This window comes from Nostoc sp., from assembly GCF_036916655.1.
Taxonomy (GTDB): Bacteria; Cyanobacteriota; Cyanobacteriia; order Cyanobacteriales; family Nostocaceae; genus Nostoc.
Map to the genome: position 1 here is coordinate 1 of NZ_JBALFY010000121.1, position 18,248 is coordinate 18,248.

The 18,248-nt window shown below is 41.7% G+C and carries 9 protein-coding genes and 3 pseudogenes; 6 read left to right on the forward strand and 6 right to left on the reverse strand.

Annotated features, from left to right (window positions below; all coding sequences use genetic code 11):
* Positions 1 to 172: 172 nt before the first annotated feature.
* The gene (locus V7L31_RS32040; protein WP_334699966.1) at positions 173 to 1,495 is read right to left on the reverse strand and encodes a UPF0236 family transposase-like protein; all 1,323 of its coding nucleotides are present in this window, start codon (positions 1,493 to 1,495) and stop codon (positions 173 to 175) included.
* Between the two features lie 138 nt (positions 1,496 to 1,633).
* Positions 1,634 to 2,125 carry a hypothetical protein gene (locus V7L31_RS32045; RefSeq protein ID WP_334699967.1) on the reverse strand — a complete coding sequence of 164 codons (492 nt, stop codon included), beginning with the start codon at positions 2,123 to 2,125 and terminating at the stop codon, positions 1,634 to 1,636.
* 470 nt (positions 2,126 to 2,595) lie between these two features.
* Here V7L31_RS32045 and V7L31_RS32050 point away from each other — a divergent pair, with 470 nt between their 5' ends.
* The 4 genes and pseudogenes from V7L31_RS32050 to V7L31_RS32065 form a co-directional block, all read left to right on the forward strand.
* Positions 2,596 to 3,249: a hypothetical protein gene (locus V7L31_RS32050; RefSeq protein WP_334699968.1), complete on the forward strand. Its 654-nt coding sequence runs from the start codon at positions 2,596 to 2,598 to the stop codon at positions 3,247 to 3,249.
* Positions 3,250 to 3,572: 323 nt separating this feature from the next.
* On the forward strand, positions 3,573 to 3,800 hold the full coding sequence (locus tag V7L31_RS32055) for a hypothetical protein (protein WP_334699969.1): 228 nt from the start codon (positions 3,573 to 3,575) through the stop codon (positions 3,798 to 3,800).
* A 167-nt stretch (positions 3,801 to 3,967) separates the two neighbouring features.
* Positions 3,968 to 4,381 carry a hypothetical protein gene (locus tag V7L31_RS32060; RefSeq protein ID WP_334699970.1) on the forward strand — a complete coding sequence of 138 codons (414 nt, stop codon included), beginning with the start codon at positions 3,968 to 3,970 and terminating at the stop codon, positions 4,379 to 4,381.
* Between the two features lie 77 nt (positions 4,382 to 4,458).
* Positions 4,459 to 6,963: pseudogene (locus V7L31_RS32065) on the forward strand (beta strand repeat-containing protein); the annotation flags it as partial.
* Positions 6,964 to 7,141: 178 nt separating this feature from the next.
* Here the strand turns inward: V7L31_RS32065 and V7L31_RS32775 are convergent.
* Positions 7,142 to 7,856 (reverse strand): annotated as a pseudogene (locus V7L31_RS32775) (hypothetical protein); the annotation flags it as partial.
* An 851-nt stretch (positions 7,857 to 8,707) separates the two neighbouring features.
* Complete coding sequence (locus V7L31_RS32085) at positions 8,708 to 8,854, reverse strand: hypothetical protein (RefSeq protein ID WP_334699975.1); 147 nt, start codon at positions 8,852 to 8,854, stop codon at positions 8,708 to 8,710.
* Between the two features lie 82 nt (positions 8,855 to 8,936).
* Here V7L31_RS32085 and V7L31_RS32090 point away from each other — a divergent pair.
* Positions 8,937 to 9,158: pseudogene (locus V7L31_RS32090) on the forward strand (sensor histidine kinase); the annotation flags it as partial.
* 555 nt (positions 9,159 to 9,713) lie between these two features.
* On the opposite strand, the gene V7L31_RS32095 reads toward V7L31_RS32090, so the two are convergent.
* Positions 9,714 to 11,171 (reverse strand): ATP-binding protein, encoded by a 1,458-nt coding sequence (locus V7L31_RS32095; protein ID WP_334699976.1) that lies wholly within the window; start codon positions 11,169 to 11,171, stop codon positions 9,714 to 9,716.
* 25 nt (positions 11,172 to 11,196) lie between these two features.
* Positions 11,197 to 16,644 (reverse strand): trifunctional serine/threonine-protein kinase/ATP-binding protein/sensor histidine kinase, encoded by a 5,448-nt coding sequence (locus V7L31_RS32100; protein ID WP_334699977.1) that lies wholly within the window; start codon positions 16,642 to 16,644, stop codon positions 11,197 to 11,199.
* Positions 16,645 to 17,322: 678 nt separating this feature from the next.
* Between V7L31_RS32100 and V7L31_RS32105 the strand changes: the two genes are divergently transcribed.
* The coding region (locus V7L31_RS32105; protein WP_334699978.1) for a DUF4331 family protein at positions 17,323 to 18,248 on the forward strand (926 nt) is incomplete at its 3' end.

Genomic DNA, 18,248 nt, shown 5'->3' on the forward strand with positions numbered 1-18,248 from the left:
AGATACTCAAAGGCAGGTAATGGATTGCTACCTTTGGGTCTGGTTCCGGCATCCAGAACTATCTCATAATTGCCAATCTCTACTCTCAAACAAGAGGGTGTGGTCAAAAGTAGTTGGTGGATGAGCGATCGCTATAATATTAAACTGTGAGGAAATTCCGTGATAATGAGAATCAAAAGGCGGTTAGCCAAAAATCGTCCCACCAATCATTGGCTCGAATCACTCTTAAAGCCAACATCGGATTAATTGTATCTGGATGCCAAGTTGCCCCTGGAATTTTTAACCGCTTTTGAGGAATATAACGGTGGGCACTTTCAACTTCTCCTGAGCCAATTGGTAGACCAAGAGCGCGATATTGATCGTAATGGACAGCAGAGCGAAAACGTTCTAAATATTTAGAAAAATTCAAAACTACCTTTTGCCCTTTTCCTGACCAGCGCTTGAGACGGCTGATAATTTTTTTTACTTGCCCATGTTCAATTAAGTCTAAAGCACATTTAAACCAAACAGAAGACACAGACCTTGGGAATTCCATCGCTTCAACCGCTTGATAAAGATGCTGCTTGAAATGGGAGTGGTCAAGAATAAACTGAAAATTGGTAAACTTTGCTTCAAGGGCTTCTCGTAAGCCATTGCCTCCATCCGCTAAACTATATACTAAGGTATAAGTTGATAATCCTTGGTCAATTGCTGCACTATGAAGTTGTTGCACCACTTCGGGATATTGACCCATTCTAGCGATAAAAGTGCGTTGGTCTTTTTGTTCCACACGGCGAGCCAAACCCACTCTCACTTCACGCCACTCCGTTGGTCGCTGACATTTTTTAATCCGGCGAATGGGAGTTAATTCTTCTTTTTCGCTTGGGATACAGATACCAGTGCGAATCTGACAACCATCAAGTTCTACTAAAATTCGGTTCCAACCATCTCTTTTAGACGGTGGAATCAAGCTTTTGAAACTTGTTTCCAGTCTCTGCAATCGATTTTCTACATATTGCTGGGCAACATTTGCAATTGATTCTACTTCTCGCCTAAGCGGACTGCGTTCTACTTTCCAGCCATAATGTTCTTGAAAACGTTTGGCTGCTTGCCCAAATGACTCTTCAGCCCCAAAATCAGTTAACGCTCGCTTAACAGCGATTGAACGTTCCCCATGTTCAATTAGCAACTTTTCTTTGACTGGGCGGCATCCCCGATGCTCTTGTTTGTTCCACAAGTAGGGAGATTCAACTTCTACGATGCCAAAAAGTACCGAGTACGCGGCGCTCATTCGGCGGTGGACAACAAAACGTGTCTTTTTCGCTTCTTGGGTTACTGTCTGCGCCAAATTATTTAACAACATTGACATCACTTGCAACCCTACCAAACGTAATAGTTTGGCTAGCTCGAAGTCTAGTTGTTCTAAACCATCCAATAAATTGACTTCTCTTTCTGCGATCGCTTGGCACAGTAGTTGGCTTAAGCGTTGGATAATATCAGTGTAATCTTGATTCATGGTAGTGTCGCAATATATTCAATATCTGTTCAAAACACTGCCATATTCTTGAGACTTTTTCACCCTTGAGTTTTGATTGTCTCATCCCCTCTGAATGAGAATAATTATCAAAGATAGCTTTACCCCCATCGCCATCGCTCATTCACCAACTACTTTTGACCACACCCGATCATCAACAGGCACGAATTGATAAACGCACTCCCGATTTTCACGCTTACCCAACCGACCAACATAATCCAACTTCAAGTCGATCTTGGCAAGTAACTTCTGAGCGATCGCAATCGGTGTGTGTTTTTCTGAGATAGTGACATTCAAGTAATTCTTGATAACGTGCCGATGCTTTAGTACCAGTGCTTTAAACTCCTGCATCCGCTCGTCAGACCCCCTCAACTGAACCCCAGGCGTGAGAAACTGCAACAGATTGAGATTTTCGAGTAACAACACAGCAGGTAATAGCTGCCCCTTGTTAAAATCTGGTTTCCAAATCGAATTCTCTCCCGCCTCTAACTGCGCTGCTGCCCGTTTAGTATCACGGTTCGTCAGAAACTCTCGCCCCAGCGTCAAATAGTAGTGCATTCTCAGTTGAGGATACCACCCATCATCATCTTTCTTGACCAAATCAGGGGTCACGTCAATTTCATAGCGACGGGACAATTCAGCCTTGCGTTGCTGATGTCGTTCGGTTTTCGTTTTCGCCCGTTTGTCTTGCAGTTTCTTGAGTTCAGCCCCAGAGAGTTCAACAGAATTAGCGATGCCAAAGGCGGGCTACGCCTGACACTCAGCATTATACAATTCCTGACTAGCCGCTTTAACCAACTCGATTTTTTGAGGCAGAAGCAGTAATGTCTGCGAGCGCAAATTTTTGGTTACAAACGCTATACCAATTGGTAATAGTCTTTAGCAAGAGGAAAAGACGACACATTGATAGTGCATAAATCAAAATATTTTTACGTAAATTTATCAGTAAATAATGTGAAGAATATGCAAAGATGTGTCTAGAAGCAAAGACATCTAAGTAAATACCTAGCGTGGCAAAACTTACTAGAGAAGAGCGGAAATCCTGTAATCTTGACCTTGTAGCGAAATAATGGTGCAAAAACTTGGCAAGAAAAAGTTTAAAACCAGAGGCAACATCGTTTGAAGTACTCGATTGTGTTCAAAAAAAATGCCCCTCGTGCGGTCAAGCAATGTGGAATGAATACAATAATCCTCGACATATAAGAACGTTAAACGGGGTAGTAGAACTACAGCTAAAAATTCGTCGATGTCGAAATAAGTCATGTCTGCGGTATAAAAAAGCATATCGACCAGAGAAAGAAGGGTCATTCGCTCTACCACAAAACGAATTTGGTTTAGATGTGATTGCTTACATAGGAGCATTACGGTACCAGGAACATAGAAGTGTTCCCGAAATACACACTCACCTTGAATTAAAGGGTATATGTATAAGTCAACGAACGGTCACGCACCTCATTGATAGATATGATGAGTTACTTTCTTTGTGGCTAAAAGACCATAAAAGGTTAAAAGCAATATTTAAAAAGCAAGGACGGGTGATATTAGCCATCGATGGGATGCAGCCAGAAATTGGACATGAGGTATTATGGGTCATTCGAGATTGTATATCAGGAGAAATATTACTAGCTAAAACCTTATTATCATCAAGAAATGAAGATTTAGTGGCGTTATTATTAGAAGTAACTAACACCCAGGGCGGCCGCATCATGTCAATAAGACTACTCTATTCTCAATAGACTCAAAAATAATCTCATTAAGCTCTACTTATTGATAAAAATTTTAGCGATCGCTTTGAGCCTTGGAAAATAAATCAAGCCAGAAATACTGATTTTTCGTTGGGTCTTAATCTTGGTCTTGATCAAGAGTACTTTAGATGCGTTTGCCCTGAACTAACACCCTAAATGTACCAATTGATGGAGTTGTTAGTGATGGACAACAATCAATTCGCAAAGCTGTAAAAGTAGCATTACCTAGTATTGCTCATGGTTTATGTCATTACCATTACCTGAAAGAAGCTATTATTCCCATATATGAGGCAGATCGACATGCAAAAAAGGAATTGAAAAAAAAAGTTAGAGGATTACGAGACATTGAACGTAGTGTTAGCAATGAAGATGAGGATTTGGCAAACATTATTGAAGATTATTGCTCGGCAGTACGTAGTTCTATAACCAATGATGGTCATCCATCGTTAGAGGCATCTGGATTAAAGTTACAAGAAAATTTGACGTTGATAGAACAAAGCTTAGAGCGGATGGAAAAAAAAGTGCTTTACCACCACCTTTAGTTAACCTGAAACACCTGATAGCTAAGGGTTTATCTGCGACTGCATCTTTATTTTTACCTGTCATAGTTGCATATAAATGGGTTGATAAGGCTAGGGATATTCTCAATAATAAAATAGGTCTTGATGCTGCTGGAGTCAAACAAAGTTATCAGCAACTGTTAACAGAAATGTCCCAACAAAAGCAGAAAGCTGGTACACTCAATACCGCAATCGATAACTTTATAAAAACCACCCATAACTACTGGTCTGGACTTTTTCATTGTTACGAAATTGAAGATTTCCCCAGAACTAATAATGACTTAGAACATGCTTTTGGTATGTTACGTCATCATCAACGTCGTTGTACTGGTCGTAAGGTTGCCCCCTCATCCCTTGTTATTCGTGGTTCTGTCAAACTCGCCTGTGCGATCGCTACTAAGCTTCATTCCTTTACCGCATCTGATTTAGCACAAGTTAATATCGTTACTTGGCTCGAATTACGCTCTCAATTGCAAAAACACCATAAAGCCAGAATTGAACAATATCGGTTTCGCAGAGACCCCAAGGGTTACTTGGCTAATTTAGAGAGTCGTCTTCTCTAGTAAGTTTTGCCACGCTAGATGATTCCTTCTATCTAGATTTAGAGAATCAAACGGTAGATGGAGGTAAGGGTGACGATTTGTTGTCTGTTGATCACAGCAGTTATTACAGCGCTGCTGTAGGGATTACAACAACTTACAATGTCACTACTAACACTGGCTCAATTAGGTTCGGTACGAATCAGGTTGATTACAAGGATATCGAACGATTAAATATCTCAGGTACAGGTTACAATGACAACATTGTGGGGAACAGTGGCAACGATACCCTCTCCACAGGCAGTGGTGGCAATGATACCATAGATGGGGGTGAAGGTGACGATGTACTGTCCGTAAATTACAATTATGCTACAGAAGGGATTACAACGACATTCAATCCTACTACTAACATTGGTTTAATTAAAGCGGGTACGAATCAGGTTAGTTACAAGAATATCGAACGATTAAATATTTTAGGTACAGATTACAATGACAACATTGTGGGGAACAGTGGCAACGATACCCTCTCCACAGGCAGTGGTGGCAATGATACCATAGATGGGGGTGAGGGTGACGATGTACTGTCCGTAAATTACAACGGTAGTGCGGCGATCGCAACAACTTATAATGCCACTACTAACACTGGCTCAATTAGGTCGGGTACGAATCAGGTTAGTTACAAGAATATCGAACGATTAAATATCTTAGGTACAGACTACAATGACAACATTGTGGGGAACAGTGGCAACGATACCCTCTCTGGGGGCGTTGGTAATGATACTCTAACTGGTGGCGCTGGTAATGATGAATTTGTTTACAACAACGATATTTACTACAACAAAAATACTGATACTATTACCGATTTCGGTGGTGTGGGTAAAGACTCAAATCCATCAGCAACGGTCATTGCCTCTGTAGACACCTTGCAATTTACAAGTTCTGGATTCACTGCTCAAAATCTGCAATTAACTCAAAATGGCAACAACTTAGAAATCACTTTTGAAAATCTCGCTAATAGCAAAGTCATTCTGCAAAACTTCAAATTAGAAAACCTGGATAATTTACCAGCAACTTCTTCACGACCTGCTATTGGCAATATCCTCTTTTATGGTCAAATTAGTGTCACTGACAGTTTTGATGTGTTTGATGCAAATTCCACTCAAACGAACCTGTTCAATAAGAACACTGTTACTTTCCTGAATGACCTCGATAACGATATTACAGGTTTTGACAACTCTAATGATGTCATCAATGGTCAAGGGGGTAATGACATCATCGACGGATTGAGTGGTGATGACATCATTAGAGGTGGTGCAGGCAATGATACTCTGATTGGTGGTGCAGGCAATGATACTCTGATTGGCGGTGCAGGCAATAATATCCTTGACGGAGATGCCGATGACGATATTTTGAATATTAGCGGTTCAATAGGTAATAACACACTACTTGGAGGTGCTGATGATGATCGCTTGAGTGCTAACGCTTCAACAGGCGATAATCTGCTCTCTGGGGGTGATGGCAATGATTATCTTGACATCTCTGGCAGCTACATCAACAGACCTAGCTACTCCTCCGACTCTCGCTCCACAGGTAATAACACACTACTTGGAGGTGCAGGTAACGATACCTTGAATGCTATCGGTTCAACAGGCGATAATCTGCTCTCTGGAGGCGATGGAAATGATTCTCTTAACATCTCTGGTTACTACTACTACTCTTCTTCCTTTAACTACTCCGAAGATTCTCGCTCCACAGGTAATAACACACTACTTGGAGGTGCAGGTAACGATACTTTGTCTGGTAGAGGTTCAACAGGCAATAATCTGCTCTCTGGAGGCGATGGCAATGATTATCTTGACATCGGAAGCAGCGACCCCACTCTTTCTACTATAGTTAATAACACCCTCAACGGTGGCGCTGGTGACGATACTTTTGATGCTACCAATGCAAAAGGTAATAACCTCCTTTTTGGGGGAGATGGCAATGATTCCTTCTATTTAGGCATCACATTCTCAGGTGATGTCCCCTCTGATTTAACGACTCAAACGGTAAATGGGGGTAATGGTAACGATTTCTTGTCCATATATTACCAATATCCTACAAAAGGGATTACTTCGACTTTTAATGCTACTACTAACACTGGATCGGTTACGGCAGACACGTATCTAGTTAATTACAACAATATCGAAAGATTAAATATCTCAGGTACAGACTACAATGACTTGATTGTGGGGAGCAACGGTAATGATACCCTGGCAGGTGGGAAGGGTAATGACAGCCTAATTGGAGGGAATGGGACTGATACCTTTGTTTTCTATAATTACAATGAAGGTGTTGACGATCTCTATGACTTCAACGCCACTAATGACTTAATTCAGATATCAGCTTTTTATTTTGCTGGCGGGTTATCAATAGGTTCACTCTCAGATGCTCAGTTTACCCTGGGAACATCTGCAACGACAAGTAATCAACGATTTATCTATGACTCTATTACAGGTGGACTGTACTTTGACCAAGATGGTAGTGCATCTGGGTTTAGTCAGGTAAAATTTGCCCAACTTTCGAGTGGATTGTCACTAACCAACAACAATTTTGTTGTTGGTTAATCGAAATTAGCGCTCTCTTATCATCAACCGCTACGGTTTGCGGGGTGTTATTTTTCGCCTCTCGCAAACGATAGTGGCAATCGAATGGCACTTTCATAAAGGTAGCTTTCTTGCCAACTCACTCAAGGTGTGGACATCTCCAATTTTGATTCTATGCCGAATAAATCAAACCATCTACTCACTCCGCTGCGGGGCATCTGTCACCAATTGAGCAAATTTGTTCCAAAACCTCCTCCGGCTTGAGATAATCCTGATGCTGCCTACTTGTGTAAGTCCTTCTATCAATATCTTTGGCATTCGCCACCTTGCGATAATGTTCTTCATCGATGGCAATACCCGCCGCTTTCATCCACCGCGAAGTCCCTTCATCACTACCGTTGCCCAAAGGAATAATCGTATTGCCCATTTCCTCTAAGAGCGATAACTTCGTTAAGCTTTCCTGCGGAACGCTGCGCGAACGCTAACGCAAATCAGCCCGTAGATTATTAATCGACCAATTCCTTTGCCCCTCAATCTGACAACTAGCATCCAACGCCCAGTCCTTCTCTGCCCCACGTTTCCCTGTCTCGCGGTTAATGCGAATTAGAAAAGCAGTCATCTCGTTTGTTTGAAGAATTCTTTCCTTGATGCGACGGGCATTAGTTTCGGCGTAACCAAATGGAGGACGTGGGGCAACCCAAACATACATGGGGACATCTGGACGATACCGCCATAATTGCTGGGCGCAAACTGTCGCCCGACTGCGAGACAGCATGAAACACACCAAACACAGTATCAAAATGATAGCTGGAAATGTCAACCCCTGTACTGAGACTGGGAGTAATTAAAAAAGCATCGATATCAAGAATAGCAACGTTAATCTTCCTAATGAAAATCACATTTTCCTCAGAGCCGAATGGCACTAAGAAAAGCGAAAATGGCAAATCTCCATATTCTTTAATTACCGTAACTTCTGGCCTATTACCCCCTGTATTCATCAATCTATTGTTGAGGATGAGTAGTGTAGAATCTAACCCTTCATGAAGATCTACAGTCTTAAATTCAGCTTCATCCAGACGTGAAAAATTACGTAAGGAGTCAACAATCTGCTTAACTCTTGTAGCTCCTACTTGCATAGATTCTAGGGTTTTCGGTAAATCCTTTGTCAGAAATTGCAAATCAATAGTTTCTCTGAGAAATTGAATTGTCTGTAGAGGCTCAGGATAGTATTTTTCATAAGTGCTAATCAATTCTAGAAGCTCTCGTATATAAGCTTCTAGATGAAATAAGTTTCCATAAATAAAGTTGACAGGATTATTAATTTCATGCGCTACTCCAGCAACCATTTGCCCTATTGAGGACATTTTTTCGGCTTGAATGAATTGTAGTTGAGTTTTTTGAAATGCTAACAACATTGCTACTTCTAATTCCTCAGTTCTTGTTTGAGCTAAGGTTGCTAGCTCTGCTTGTTTTTGTAGTGCTTGTTGTAAAAGTTCTTGATTAGACTTGAGAACATCTGTTTTAACTAATTGAACACTTAATTGTTGATTAAAAAATGAGGTGAGCAACGTCCAGCCCAAAAGTAGTACTGTGATTAAACCCTCTGGTACGGTTAAAGTGGGAGACTGCTATTCAATGTTGTAGAATCAAGCGCCGTTAATTAAGCGAATTGCGAATTGTCAATTGCGAATTGGTTTGACCCCACGGTGAGGAAATAAATCAGCAGCTTTCCAATGAGTTGATTAGGTTAACCATAATGCACCTCCTAATTTGAAAGTAGACTCCACAAATAGTCAATTCGTTTCCAAGCGATCGCAGCTTGCCGGGGAGAGCAACTCAAGCCATAAGCACGACGGGCATCGTAATTCCCCTTGATTCCCTTAGCTACTCCAATGGGAGCCCCAAAAGCCAAGGTGTGCGCCGTCCCAGGAATCAAATTATCAAACTATCAAATTCCCATAAATTCCTACTCGGTAAAAACCTAGCTTTCATTTCGCATTGCCGACAACGGACTGGGAATACCAGAAGATGCTTTCAAGCAAATATTTAATCCTTTTTTTACGACCAAGCCCGTTGGACGAGGTACGGGGATGGGGCTGGCTATTAGTCACCAAATTATCACAGAAAGGCATGGCGGTTCTTTAGAATGCATTTCGCAACCAGGAGTTGGTGCTGAGTTTATTATTTGCATTCCCCTCATTCAACAACGTCGTTAATGACCAAACCTCGGCATGAATTACGCAAGCAATTGCAAACCGCTTAACCCATAAGTGTTTCGGCTTTTCTTAGTGCCATTCGTATAAGAGTTTTAGTTGGTCAGAATCTGCTCTCGGTTTTTTCTCGTCCCAAATCAACACAGGTAGTCCAATTAATCCAACTTGCTCCCGTAACTTCTGTGCGAACGCACGAAAATAGGTGTATTTGTTTGAGATTATGAAATGGATACACAAGTAAATATTATGCTTAGTTAGTTGCCGAATTGCATTACTAGTCCTTCGTAGTGGCAACTTATAAAATATATCCTCAAATTCCAGCGTCACCCCGCAACGCTCATCAATCGTTAGAGTACTGAGTAATTCTTTAACAAGGTCTCCCCCGAACTCAAACCGCTCAATCACTAACTGATCTTGCTGATGTCAGACAAGGGCAAATCAATGTTGTGGGTTGCTATCGGGTGTACGCTGTGGGTTACAGGGTTTACAGTCTGACGATGAAAATAAATAGCCAACAGTGAAAGATACTACCCCAAAATCCATGCAGGGGACTCAACTTTAAATAAAAATATCGATGACAAACTCTGTACCTTTGCCTGGTGCGGAAGAGCAAGTTAAATGACCTCCATGCTGTTCCACTACAATCGAGTAGCTAATCGATAATCCCAAACCCGTACCACTGCCCACAGGCTTGGTGGTAAAAAAAGGATTAAATATTCTCTTAAGTGTTGATTCACTCATGCCTAGACCATTGTCAGCAATGCGAATCTGCACTCTATCAGTATGCAAAATTTCAGTGCGAATGCGAATTGTCGGGAGGGAAAATGTTTCACAAGTGATTTCCCAGTTGCTAGTCCCCATTTCCAAAGCATCAATTGCATTACTCAAGATATTCATAAATACCTGATTGAGGGCACCGACATAGCAGTTAACCAAAGGCAGTTGACCATATTCCTTAATCACAGCGATCATTGGGCGGTTAGCATTAGCTTGGAATCGGTGCTGTAAAATTAACAGTGTACTATCAATACCAGAGTGAATGTCTACTGGTTTAATTTCCGCTTCATCTAAGCGGGAGAAGTTACGCAGTGATTCAACAATATGTTTAATACGTTCAGCTCCAGCTTGCATTGAGTCGAATAGTTTAGGTAAATCCTCCATCAAAAAGGGTAAATCAATAGACTCTGCTGTAGTTTGGATCGCCTGCACTGGAGTGGGATAATGTTCTTGATAAGTTTTGATGAGTTTTAACAGACCCTGCATATAAGTTTCTGTATGAAACAGGTTGCCATAAATGAAGTTTGTGGGATTGTTAATTTCGTGAGCAACTCCTGCAACCATTTGCCCCAAAGACGACATTTTTTCTGCTTGAATTAGTTGAGCTTGAGTTTGTTGAAGATGGTCTAGGGCGAGGGTTAGTTCAGAATTTTGGTTCTCTATTTTGAGGATATTACCGTAGGAACGAAGGGAAGAAATCACGACTGTAATCAGCTTTTGCCGTGTCAGTTCTGTTTTGAGCCGATAGTCGTTAATATCGTAGTCCAGAATCACCGAGGCTTCCGGTGCTTCTCCAGGCTGACCTGTACGTAGAATAATTCGTACTTGATGGTTGTGTAATTCTGCTCGAATATATTGAACCAACTGTAATCCAGCATCATCTGTTTCCATAACGACATCCAGCAAAATTAACGCCGTATCTGGATGTGTCTGGATTAAATACTTTGCTTCTGTACCAGAGTGGGCATGGAGAAACGTCAGAGGTTTACTCTCAAAAGTGCAATCTTCGAGTGCCAGGATTGTGGCTCGATGGACTAATACATCGTCATCGACGATCAAGACTTTCCAAACTGCTACAGTTGCTGGTGGAGAGTTTGGAACCGCTTGGGAACCCCTATCAACTTCATTGGTTGCTTGTTTGCCATTGTCATCTGCAAAGATAAACGTATCATCGTTGTCTACAAAGACAAAAAAAGCGTCAGTTTCTGAGTTGGAAACCCTTTGATTTTCGCTGGGCATATTCGATCATCCCTAATTCTGGCGTTCATGGAGTAACCTGTTGCTCAAGTGGAAGGGTTACTATAAATAGAGTTCCCTTCCCCACTTCGCTTTGCACATTAATCGTTCCCCGCAATTTTTGGGTGACTAGATTGTAGACAATATGCAATCCTAGTCCTGTTCCACCGCGATGCCTTGCTGTGGTGAAGAAGGGTTCAAAAATGCGGCTAAGATGCTTTTTGGGAACACCACAGCCATCATCACGGTACTGAATGATGGCTAGATCGCCTTGCTGTAACACCTGAAAGTGCATTTCCCCAGCTTCTTCGGGCTGATAGGCGTGCATGAGGGAGTTCATCACCAAATTGGTGACAACTTGTGCCAATGCACCTGGATAAGTATTAATGGTTACAGTATCATCGCCAGTTATAGTTACCGTATGTAGTGTTTTTCTTAAATTTGGTGCCAAACTAAAAAGCGTTTCTTCCAGATAAAGTTTAACCCTAATAGTACGTTGCTCCAGGTTGGTTTGATCGACAGCAACCTGTTTGAAACTTTGCACCAACTCTGCGGCACTATTAAGGTTTGTCAAAATAATGTCTCCACATTCTTTAGCAATGTTCAGGTAGTTGGTCAAATCTGCTCGTTTCAGCTGCCCCTGCTCAACTGTGGTGATGAGACTAGTAGTTTTATCAATGAGGGTCGATACCAGTGTGATGCTAGTACCCACAGGAGTGTTGACTTCATGAGCAACCCCTGCCACCAAGCTACCTAAAGCAGCCATTTTCTTGGATTCCACGAGCTGATCTTGAGTCGTTTTGAGTTCTTCTAGGGCTTGGGAAAGCTGTTGAGTGCGATCGCTAACTTTCTGTTCGAGAGTGTTGTAGAGATTAGCATTTTCGATAGAAATGGCAGCTTGGGATGATAGGAGCTTGACAATTTCCAACCGATCTGGTGTAAATGCTTCCGTAGCCAGGTTATTTTCCAGATATAAAATTCCTAGCAGTTTACCCTGATGCACGATGGGATTACACAGTAGGCTTTTGGGCTGGTGCTTTGTGATATAGAAATCAGCCACCAAAGACGCCTCTATTCTGGCATCAGCGATGACAAGGGATTGTAGACTGCGTTTGACAGTGTAAATCAGACTGACAGGAATATCAAAACTTTGATCTATTGGCAGTGCTGGCCCGATGCTGGGTTCTTGTCCTAGTTGGGCGATCGCTTCTACTCGCAAGTCATTCTCCTGCATCAACATCAGCACACATTTACTGGCTCCAGCATTGGTCATAATCGCATTGAGCAAGCCTTGGAGCAATTTGTCTAACTGAATCTCGCTAGACAAGCTCTGAGACGCTTTCAGGATGGTGGCAAAATCCAAGGCTTCAGAGATAGAAGTGCTGCTTGAGCTAGATGTTTGCGTCGGTTGATGAATCGTGCGGGCAGGTATAGCGAGGGCTTCTAAGGGCTGGAGAGTGAATTGCTTTTGTTGCAGAATAGATTGTAGTAATTGCGGATAGCGTGTTTCTAAGTCATCGATTTTAGCCTTGGCATCCCAACGAGCGTAGCAGTAGTAGGCTTCTTGGATGTAAGCTTGAGCCACCTTTTCTTTACCCCAGTTGAGGTAGAATTTTGCTGCCAACTCATTGCTAAGTGCTTCTTCGTTGAGGTAGCCGTTTTCTTTAGCTAATGCAATGGCGCGATCGTAATACTCCATTGCTTTGAGTGGATCTCCCATCACCCGTGCTGTTTCTGCTTCAACTAAATCATATTTGTGCTGGAAGTTGGCTCCAGCACGATCGGCCCAGTAGCGCATGAGTTTTTGGTTGTTAGCTACTTGATTTAAGCAACATTCCTGTTGATTGCGATCTGCTGAAGGCAGCAGCGCTTCCGCAGAGCGGACGCTTACGCGGTTTTCATGCCCGTTCGCGTAGCGTCTCCTTGAGGAGAAGGGCTGTACGCGATCGCAGCTCGAATACCGTGCAAGTAAGGACAAAGAGTAGTAAAAGTTATGTCCGGCAACAATTAGTGGACCAAAGGCTCCATCTACAAACTCAGTGGCTTGCTCTGCATTCGTTACAGCCTGTTCATACTTTTCAAAAGTATAAAGTACAATTATTTTGGCTACATATATGGCAAATAGTGACTGATGATTATGAGTGTTATGAAAATGCAGTAGCATTTCCCTCTCATCAAAATCAGTACCAGTCAGGTGAAATTGGTCAGAGGTTTGTCCGAGGAAGTTTAAAGTGAGTTGCCTCCAAATTTGGGCATAATCAAGACAATGCTTTTGTTTGAAGTTTAAAAGTAAATCAATATATTTTGCTTGCCTTTGCTCGACAGAATTTAAAGGTTCTCCAATCAGGAATAAATGCTTACACTCAGCCATCATCGAATAGCTAGCGTACTCGATGTCTCCGACCTCTAGACCACACTGCATACCTTCTCGTAACAATTGAATAGTATTTCGACCATGCTCCTTGCAAGCACAGATAAAAGCACCAAAGAGCATATAAATTTTGGAGCTAAGTTCTTTGGCATGGTATTGCTCTAATAGCTCTAGAGATATCTGACCTGAGTGATAAGCAGTGTCTACATCTTTGATTACAGCACACAGAAATAAGCCATAGATTCCATAGACAAAAGCAGCCAAGGATGAATGTCCCTGCTCAAGACAAAGATGAAGCATTGTCAGCGCCACTGACGGAAACATCTCCGGTTTGACATGATGAACAGGAGGAGTAATGCTAATCAGCAACCGGAGTGCAGCCAGAGATTCAGGATCGATCATCTCTGGAATATTGGCTAAATTTGTCAAGTCTGGTAGTGGCTTTAAATAATTTTTCTGCTCTACATCAGGTAGTATCAACAAAATGTTTAATTGCTCTAGTGCTTTTAACCCTGTTTCAATAGCTTGAACTTGCCGATCTTGAGCAATATAAATTTGCACTTTTAGCTCATAGGTCTTAATTCTGTCTAACAGATGCGTGGTTTGCTGCAATATCAAATCTGCTAAACTGATAGATTGTTCAAAGTGAGTATTTAAGTATTCTGCTTCTGCGGCTTCCTCATACAGCGCCAGCGTCAGAGCATACTGATTTTGCCAGCTATCTGCTGCTAGCAGTTTTATTCCTAGCATTAAATACTGAACCGCAGCAGTATAGGCAGTGGAAGCTTTAGCTTTCCGTCCAGCTAACAGATTTAACTCAGCTAGTTGATTGCGTTCAGTCTGTTGAGTAATTAACCCCAACCCGATGTTCAATTGACTAACAATCTGAAAAATCTTTTCTTGTTGCTCGTCCGTAGAAATATTATTTAATAGTAGCTGCCCCAGTTTAAAGTGAGTAATTTGTTTCTCATCTTCAGGAATTAAAAAATAAGCAGCTTGTTGCACACGGTCGTGTAAAAATTTATAAGTAACTGCTTGTGAACTTTGCCATACAATTGTTTGACTTTCTTGACCCACATAAAATTTGTAAACTTCAGTTTGAGGTAAAATTAACCCCTCTTGTAAAGCTTTCCAGATGGCTGTTGCGGTTTCGGATTCTGAGGTTTGGGACATATTCGTAGAGGTTGCGCCTCTGGCCATCGCCAAGGTTGCCAAGTCAAATTCGTTACCAATACACGCTGCTAATTTCAACACATCTTGCGTCGCTATTGGCAACTTCTGTAACTGCAATGCCATAAATTCAACAACATCATCCGTGACAGCTAATGCTTTCACTTTTGGAATGTCACATTGCCAATTTCCCCCATCAAAATCAAACTGGATCAGCCCATCTTCATGCAGTGCTTTGAGAAATTGCGTGCTAAAAAATGGATTACCTTTGGTTTTTTGATATACCAGTTGAGTTAATGGTTGGGCAATTTCTGGCGAACAATTGAGGGTATGGGCAACTAATTGATTTAAACTTGCTGTACTTAATGGCGTTAGTGTAATTGTATTAATTGTAACTTTAGATTTCGCAATCTCTTCTAGTGTCAACATTAAAGGATGAGCAGCAGAAACCTCATTATCGCGGTAAGCTCCAATTAATAATAAATACCCACCATCTGAATCATCCATTAGCAACTGCATTAACTTCAAAGATGCTAAATCTGCCCACTGCAAATCATCCAAAAAAATTACTAGAGGATGTTCTTTGGTAGTGAATACTTGGATAAACTTTTGAAAGAGTAAATTAAACCGATTCTGTGCCGCAGTTCCAGACAAATTGGGTGCAGGTAGTTGTTGACCAATAATTTGTTCTAGTTCTGGAATTACCTCAATAATGACTTGCCCATTATCACCCAGCGCTGCTAAGATTTTGGTTTTCCAAGCTGATAATTGAGTATCATTTTCACGGCTCAATTGCCCCATTAAATCTCGAAACGTCTGGACAAAGGCAGAAAAAGGAATATTACGATTAAATTGGTCAAACTTGCCTTTGATGAAGTAGCCTCGCTGTTCGACAATCGGCTTATGGACTTCGTTAATAATCGCCGTTTTACCAATCCCAGAAAACCCTGCGACTAACATCAGTTCCGTCTGATGATTTGTAACGCGGTCAAATGCTGCTAGCAAAGTTTTCACCTCTTCTTCCCGACCATAGAGTTTTTCAGGGATAATGAAGCGATCGCTAACATCCCGTTGCCCAATGGGGAAACTTTCAACTTTGCCCGTTTGCTGGAGTTGATGCAAACAAGTTTCTAAATCATATTTCAGCCCGAATGCACTCTGATAGCGGTCTTCGGCATTTTTCGCCATCAGTTTGCTGACAATTTCTGAGAGTATCGGCGTAATTTGGGGATTAATCTCATGCACCAAAGCTGGAAGTTTAGCAATATGGCAATGTACTAACTCCATCGGATCGTTTGATTGGAACGGTAATTGTCCCGTCAGTAACTCGTAAAAAGTTACGCCTACAGAATAGAAATCAGTCCGGTAGTCTATGCCACGATTCATTCGTCCGGTTTGTTCCGGTGACAAATAGCCGAGTGTTCCCTCTAACACATTGGGACTTTTCAGGGTTTGCGTTTCCCGTGGTAGCAGAGATGCAATACTAAAGTCAATGAGTCTGATATCACGAGTTTCTGGATTAATCAGAATATTGGCAGGTTTAATATCTTTGTGAATAATCCGATGACGAATGAGAATATCTAATATATTGCACAAAGCGATCGCTAAAAGCAAAAATTCAATGGCAGTTGGCACAGTTCCCCATTGCTTTAGGGAAATTCCCCCAAAGTCTTCCATTACCAATGCATAGCTATTCTGGTACGTTTCCAAGCTGTAGGTTTGAATGATTCCAGGTAAGTTGAGATTTTTAGCTATGGTGTACTGATTGCGAAACGACAAAAGTTCAATGAAGTTGGGATAAGGATTTTTTAGCAGCTTGATGACCACAGGCTGTTGATCAGTCTCTCGAACTGCTCGATAAACTAGGGTTCTAGAACCGTTGTAGAGTTCTTCGCTGACTTGATAGCCGGGAATGGTAACTACACTGCTAATCATAATTCTTTTGAATTTTTAAGACCTTAGCATTTAGTATTCCCAGATCCGCCCCCATCAGTGAGAGATTAAGGTAATTGCATTTTTTCAAGAGAGCGTAGTCCAAGGAGACAAATCTAGCTTGGAGGCGGGGTATTTCTTGGCTTTGACTACTCCTAAATTTTGATTCTCTTTGGCAGCGAAATATTTAATCGGGTCATCCACTATCCCTTTGTAACAAATAGCGATCGCTATCAGTCTTGCCAGTCCCGATGTCAGAAGTCAAACCAACTAACCCAGATTGAGGCAAGGAGTGGATGACCGTGGAAAGATAGCGGGTAAGCCTAACTCAGTTTTCTGTGACGGTGATACTTATAACCTTAGCTGAAAATAAATATAACAAGGGTTTCAATAGACTCGACGTTTCTCCGTCTTGCAAAGCACTGCCACTGCTATTTAGCGGCAGGTCAAACAACATACCGGAAATTCCAAAAAAGTATTATAGCTGTAGCATTAAAAGTTACTAAATCTAGAAATTAGAAAAGTGAGCAATAAATGAGCAAGTTTTGGTCTGGAAAGTGAGTAGTAAGAGCAAATAATCTATAAAGCGCTTCGGTAATATCCGCAGTCTTTTTTGAAATCCAAATCAACTTGCTATTTCCACACCAACAGTAGAGGCTAAACACCTCAAAAAGGGCAACTATGAGAATAAATGCTCGGAGTATCACGTCTTTTATATCAACTGAAGGCAGGGTACTCATAGATAAAGCAGTCCAAAATATAGTATTTCTTTCCATCAAGCGATCGCCATATTGGACTAAAGCTACTCGTTTTTTTCGTCCCATAGTGGCATTTGTCGCTATTTTGCTGGTAGTGCTAACCTATGCAACTCCTAAAGCTTTGGCTTCAGACCACCAGGACACAACTTTTCTTGCCACTAAGCTGACTGCTGCGGATCTCACAGATTTGTTTGTGTTTGAGAGTCCGACAAACCCCAAAAATGTTGTCTTAGTGATGGATTTCGACCCTCTGATCGTTTCTGGTGAAAAAAGATCATTTGATCCAAACGTTCTTTATCAGTTCAAGATTGATAACACTGGCGACAGTCTTGAAGATGTCGTACTCCAATTCAATGTAAATGGTAAAGGCTCACAGCAAACTGTCACAGTCCGCGGTCCATGTCGTCCAACCACAGTAGGAACAGAGTCAGCTTTGCTTCCAGTAAGTTGGACAGGGCAACTCAACCAAACATTCGCCGCATATAACGGTATGAAGTTCTTTGTTGGCACACGCAAAGACCCGTTCTTTTTCGATTTGGAACAGTTCTTTAAAATCATCCCGGATCGGAACTATAGTCTTCAGCCTAATCCCAGTCCTTCCTTCCAAGTTCTTTCCTTTAGACCACCTGGACAAGCAAAAGACACTCTAGCCCCATTTAATGTCCACTCAATTATTGTCGAGTTACCCAGGAAACTGCTTGGTAAAGGCAAGATTGGTGCTTGGATGACAACTAGTGTTAAAACTCCTAGACTGAGAAATGGGCATTTTGCTCAGATTGAGCGGTTAGCAGTTCCAGCCCTGAATGAACTTTTTATGGACTTTAAAGCTCATAATAATAGTAATCTTCA

Coding starts and splice junctions, on each gene's coding strand:
- V7L31_RS32040 (WP_334699966.1), bottom strand. CDS start 1,495: ATGAATCAAGATTACACTGATATTATCCAACGCTTAAGCCAACTACTG.
- V7L31_RS32060 (WP_334699970.1), top strand. CDS start 3,968: ATGTCCCAACAAAAGCAGAAAGCTGGTACACTCAATACCGCAATCGAT.
- V7L31_RS32100 (WP_334699977.1), bottom strand. CDS start 16,644: ATGATTAGCAGTGTAGTTACCATTCCCGGCTATCAAGTCAGCGAAGAA.
- V7L31_RS32095 (WP_334699976.1), bottom strand. CDS start 11,171: ATGCCCAGCGAAAATCAAAGGGTTTCCAACTCAGAAACTGACGCTTTT.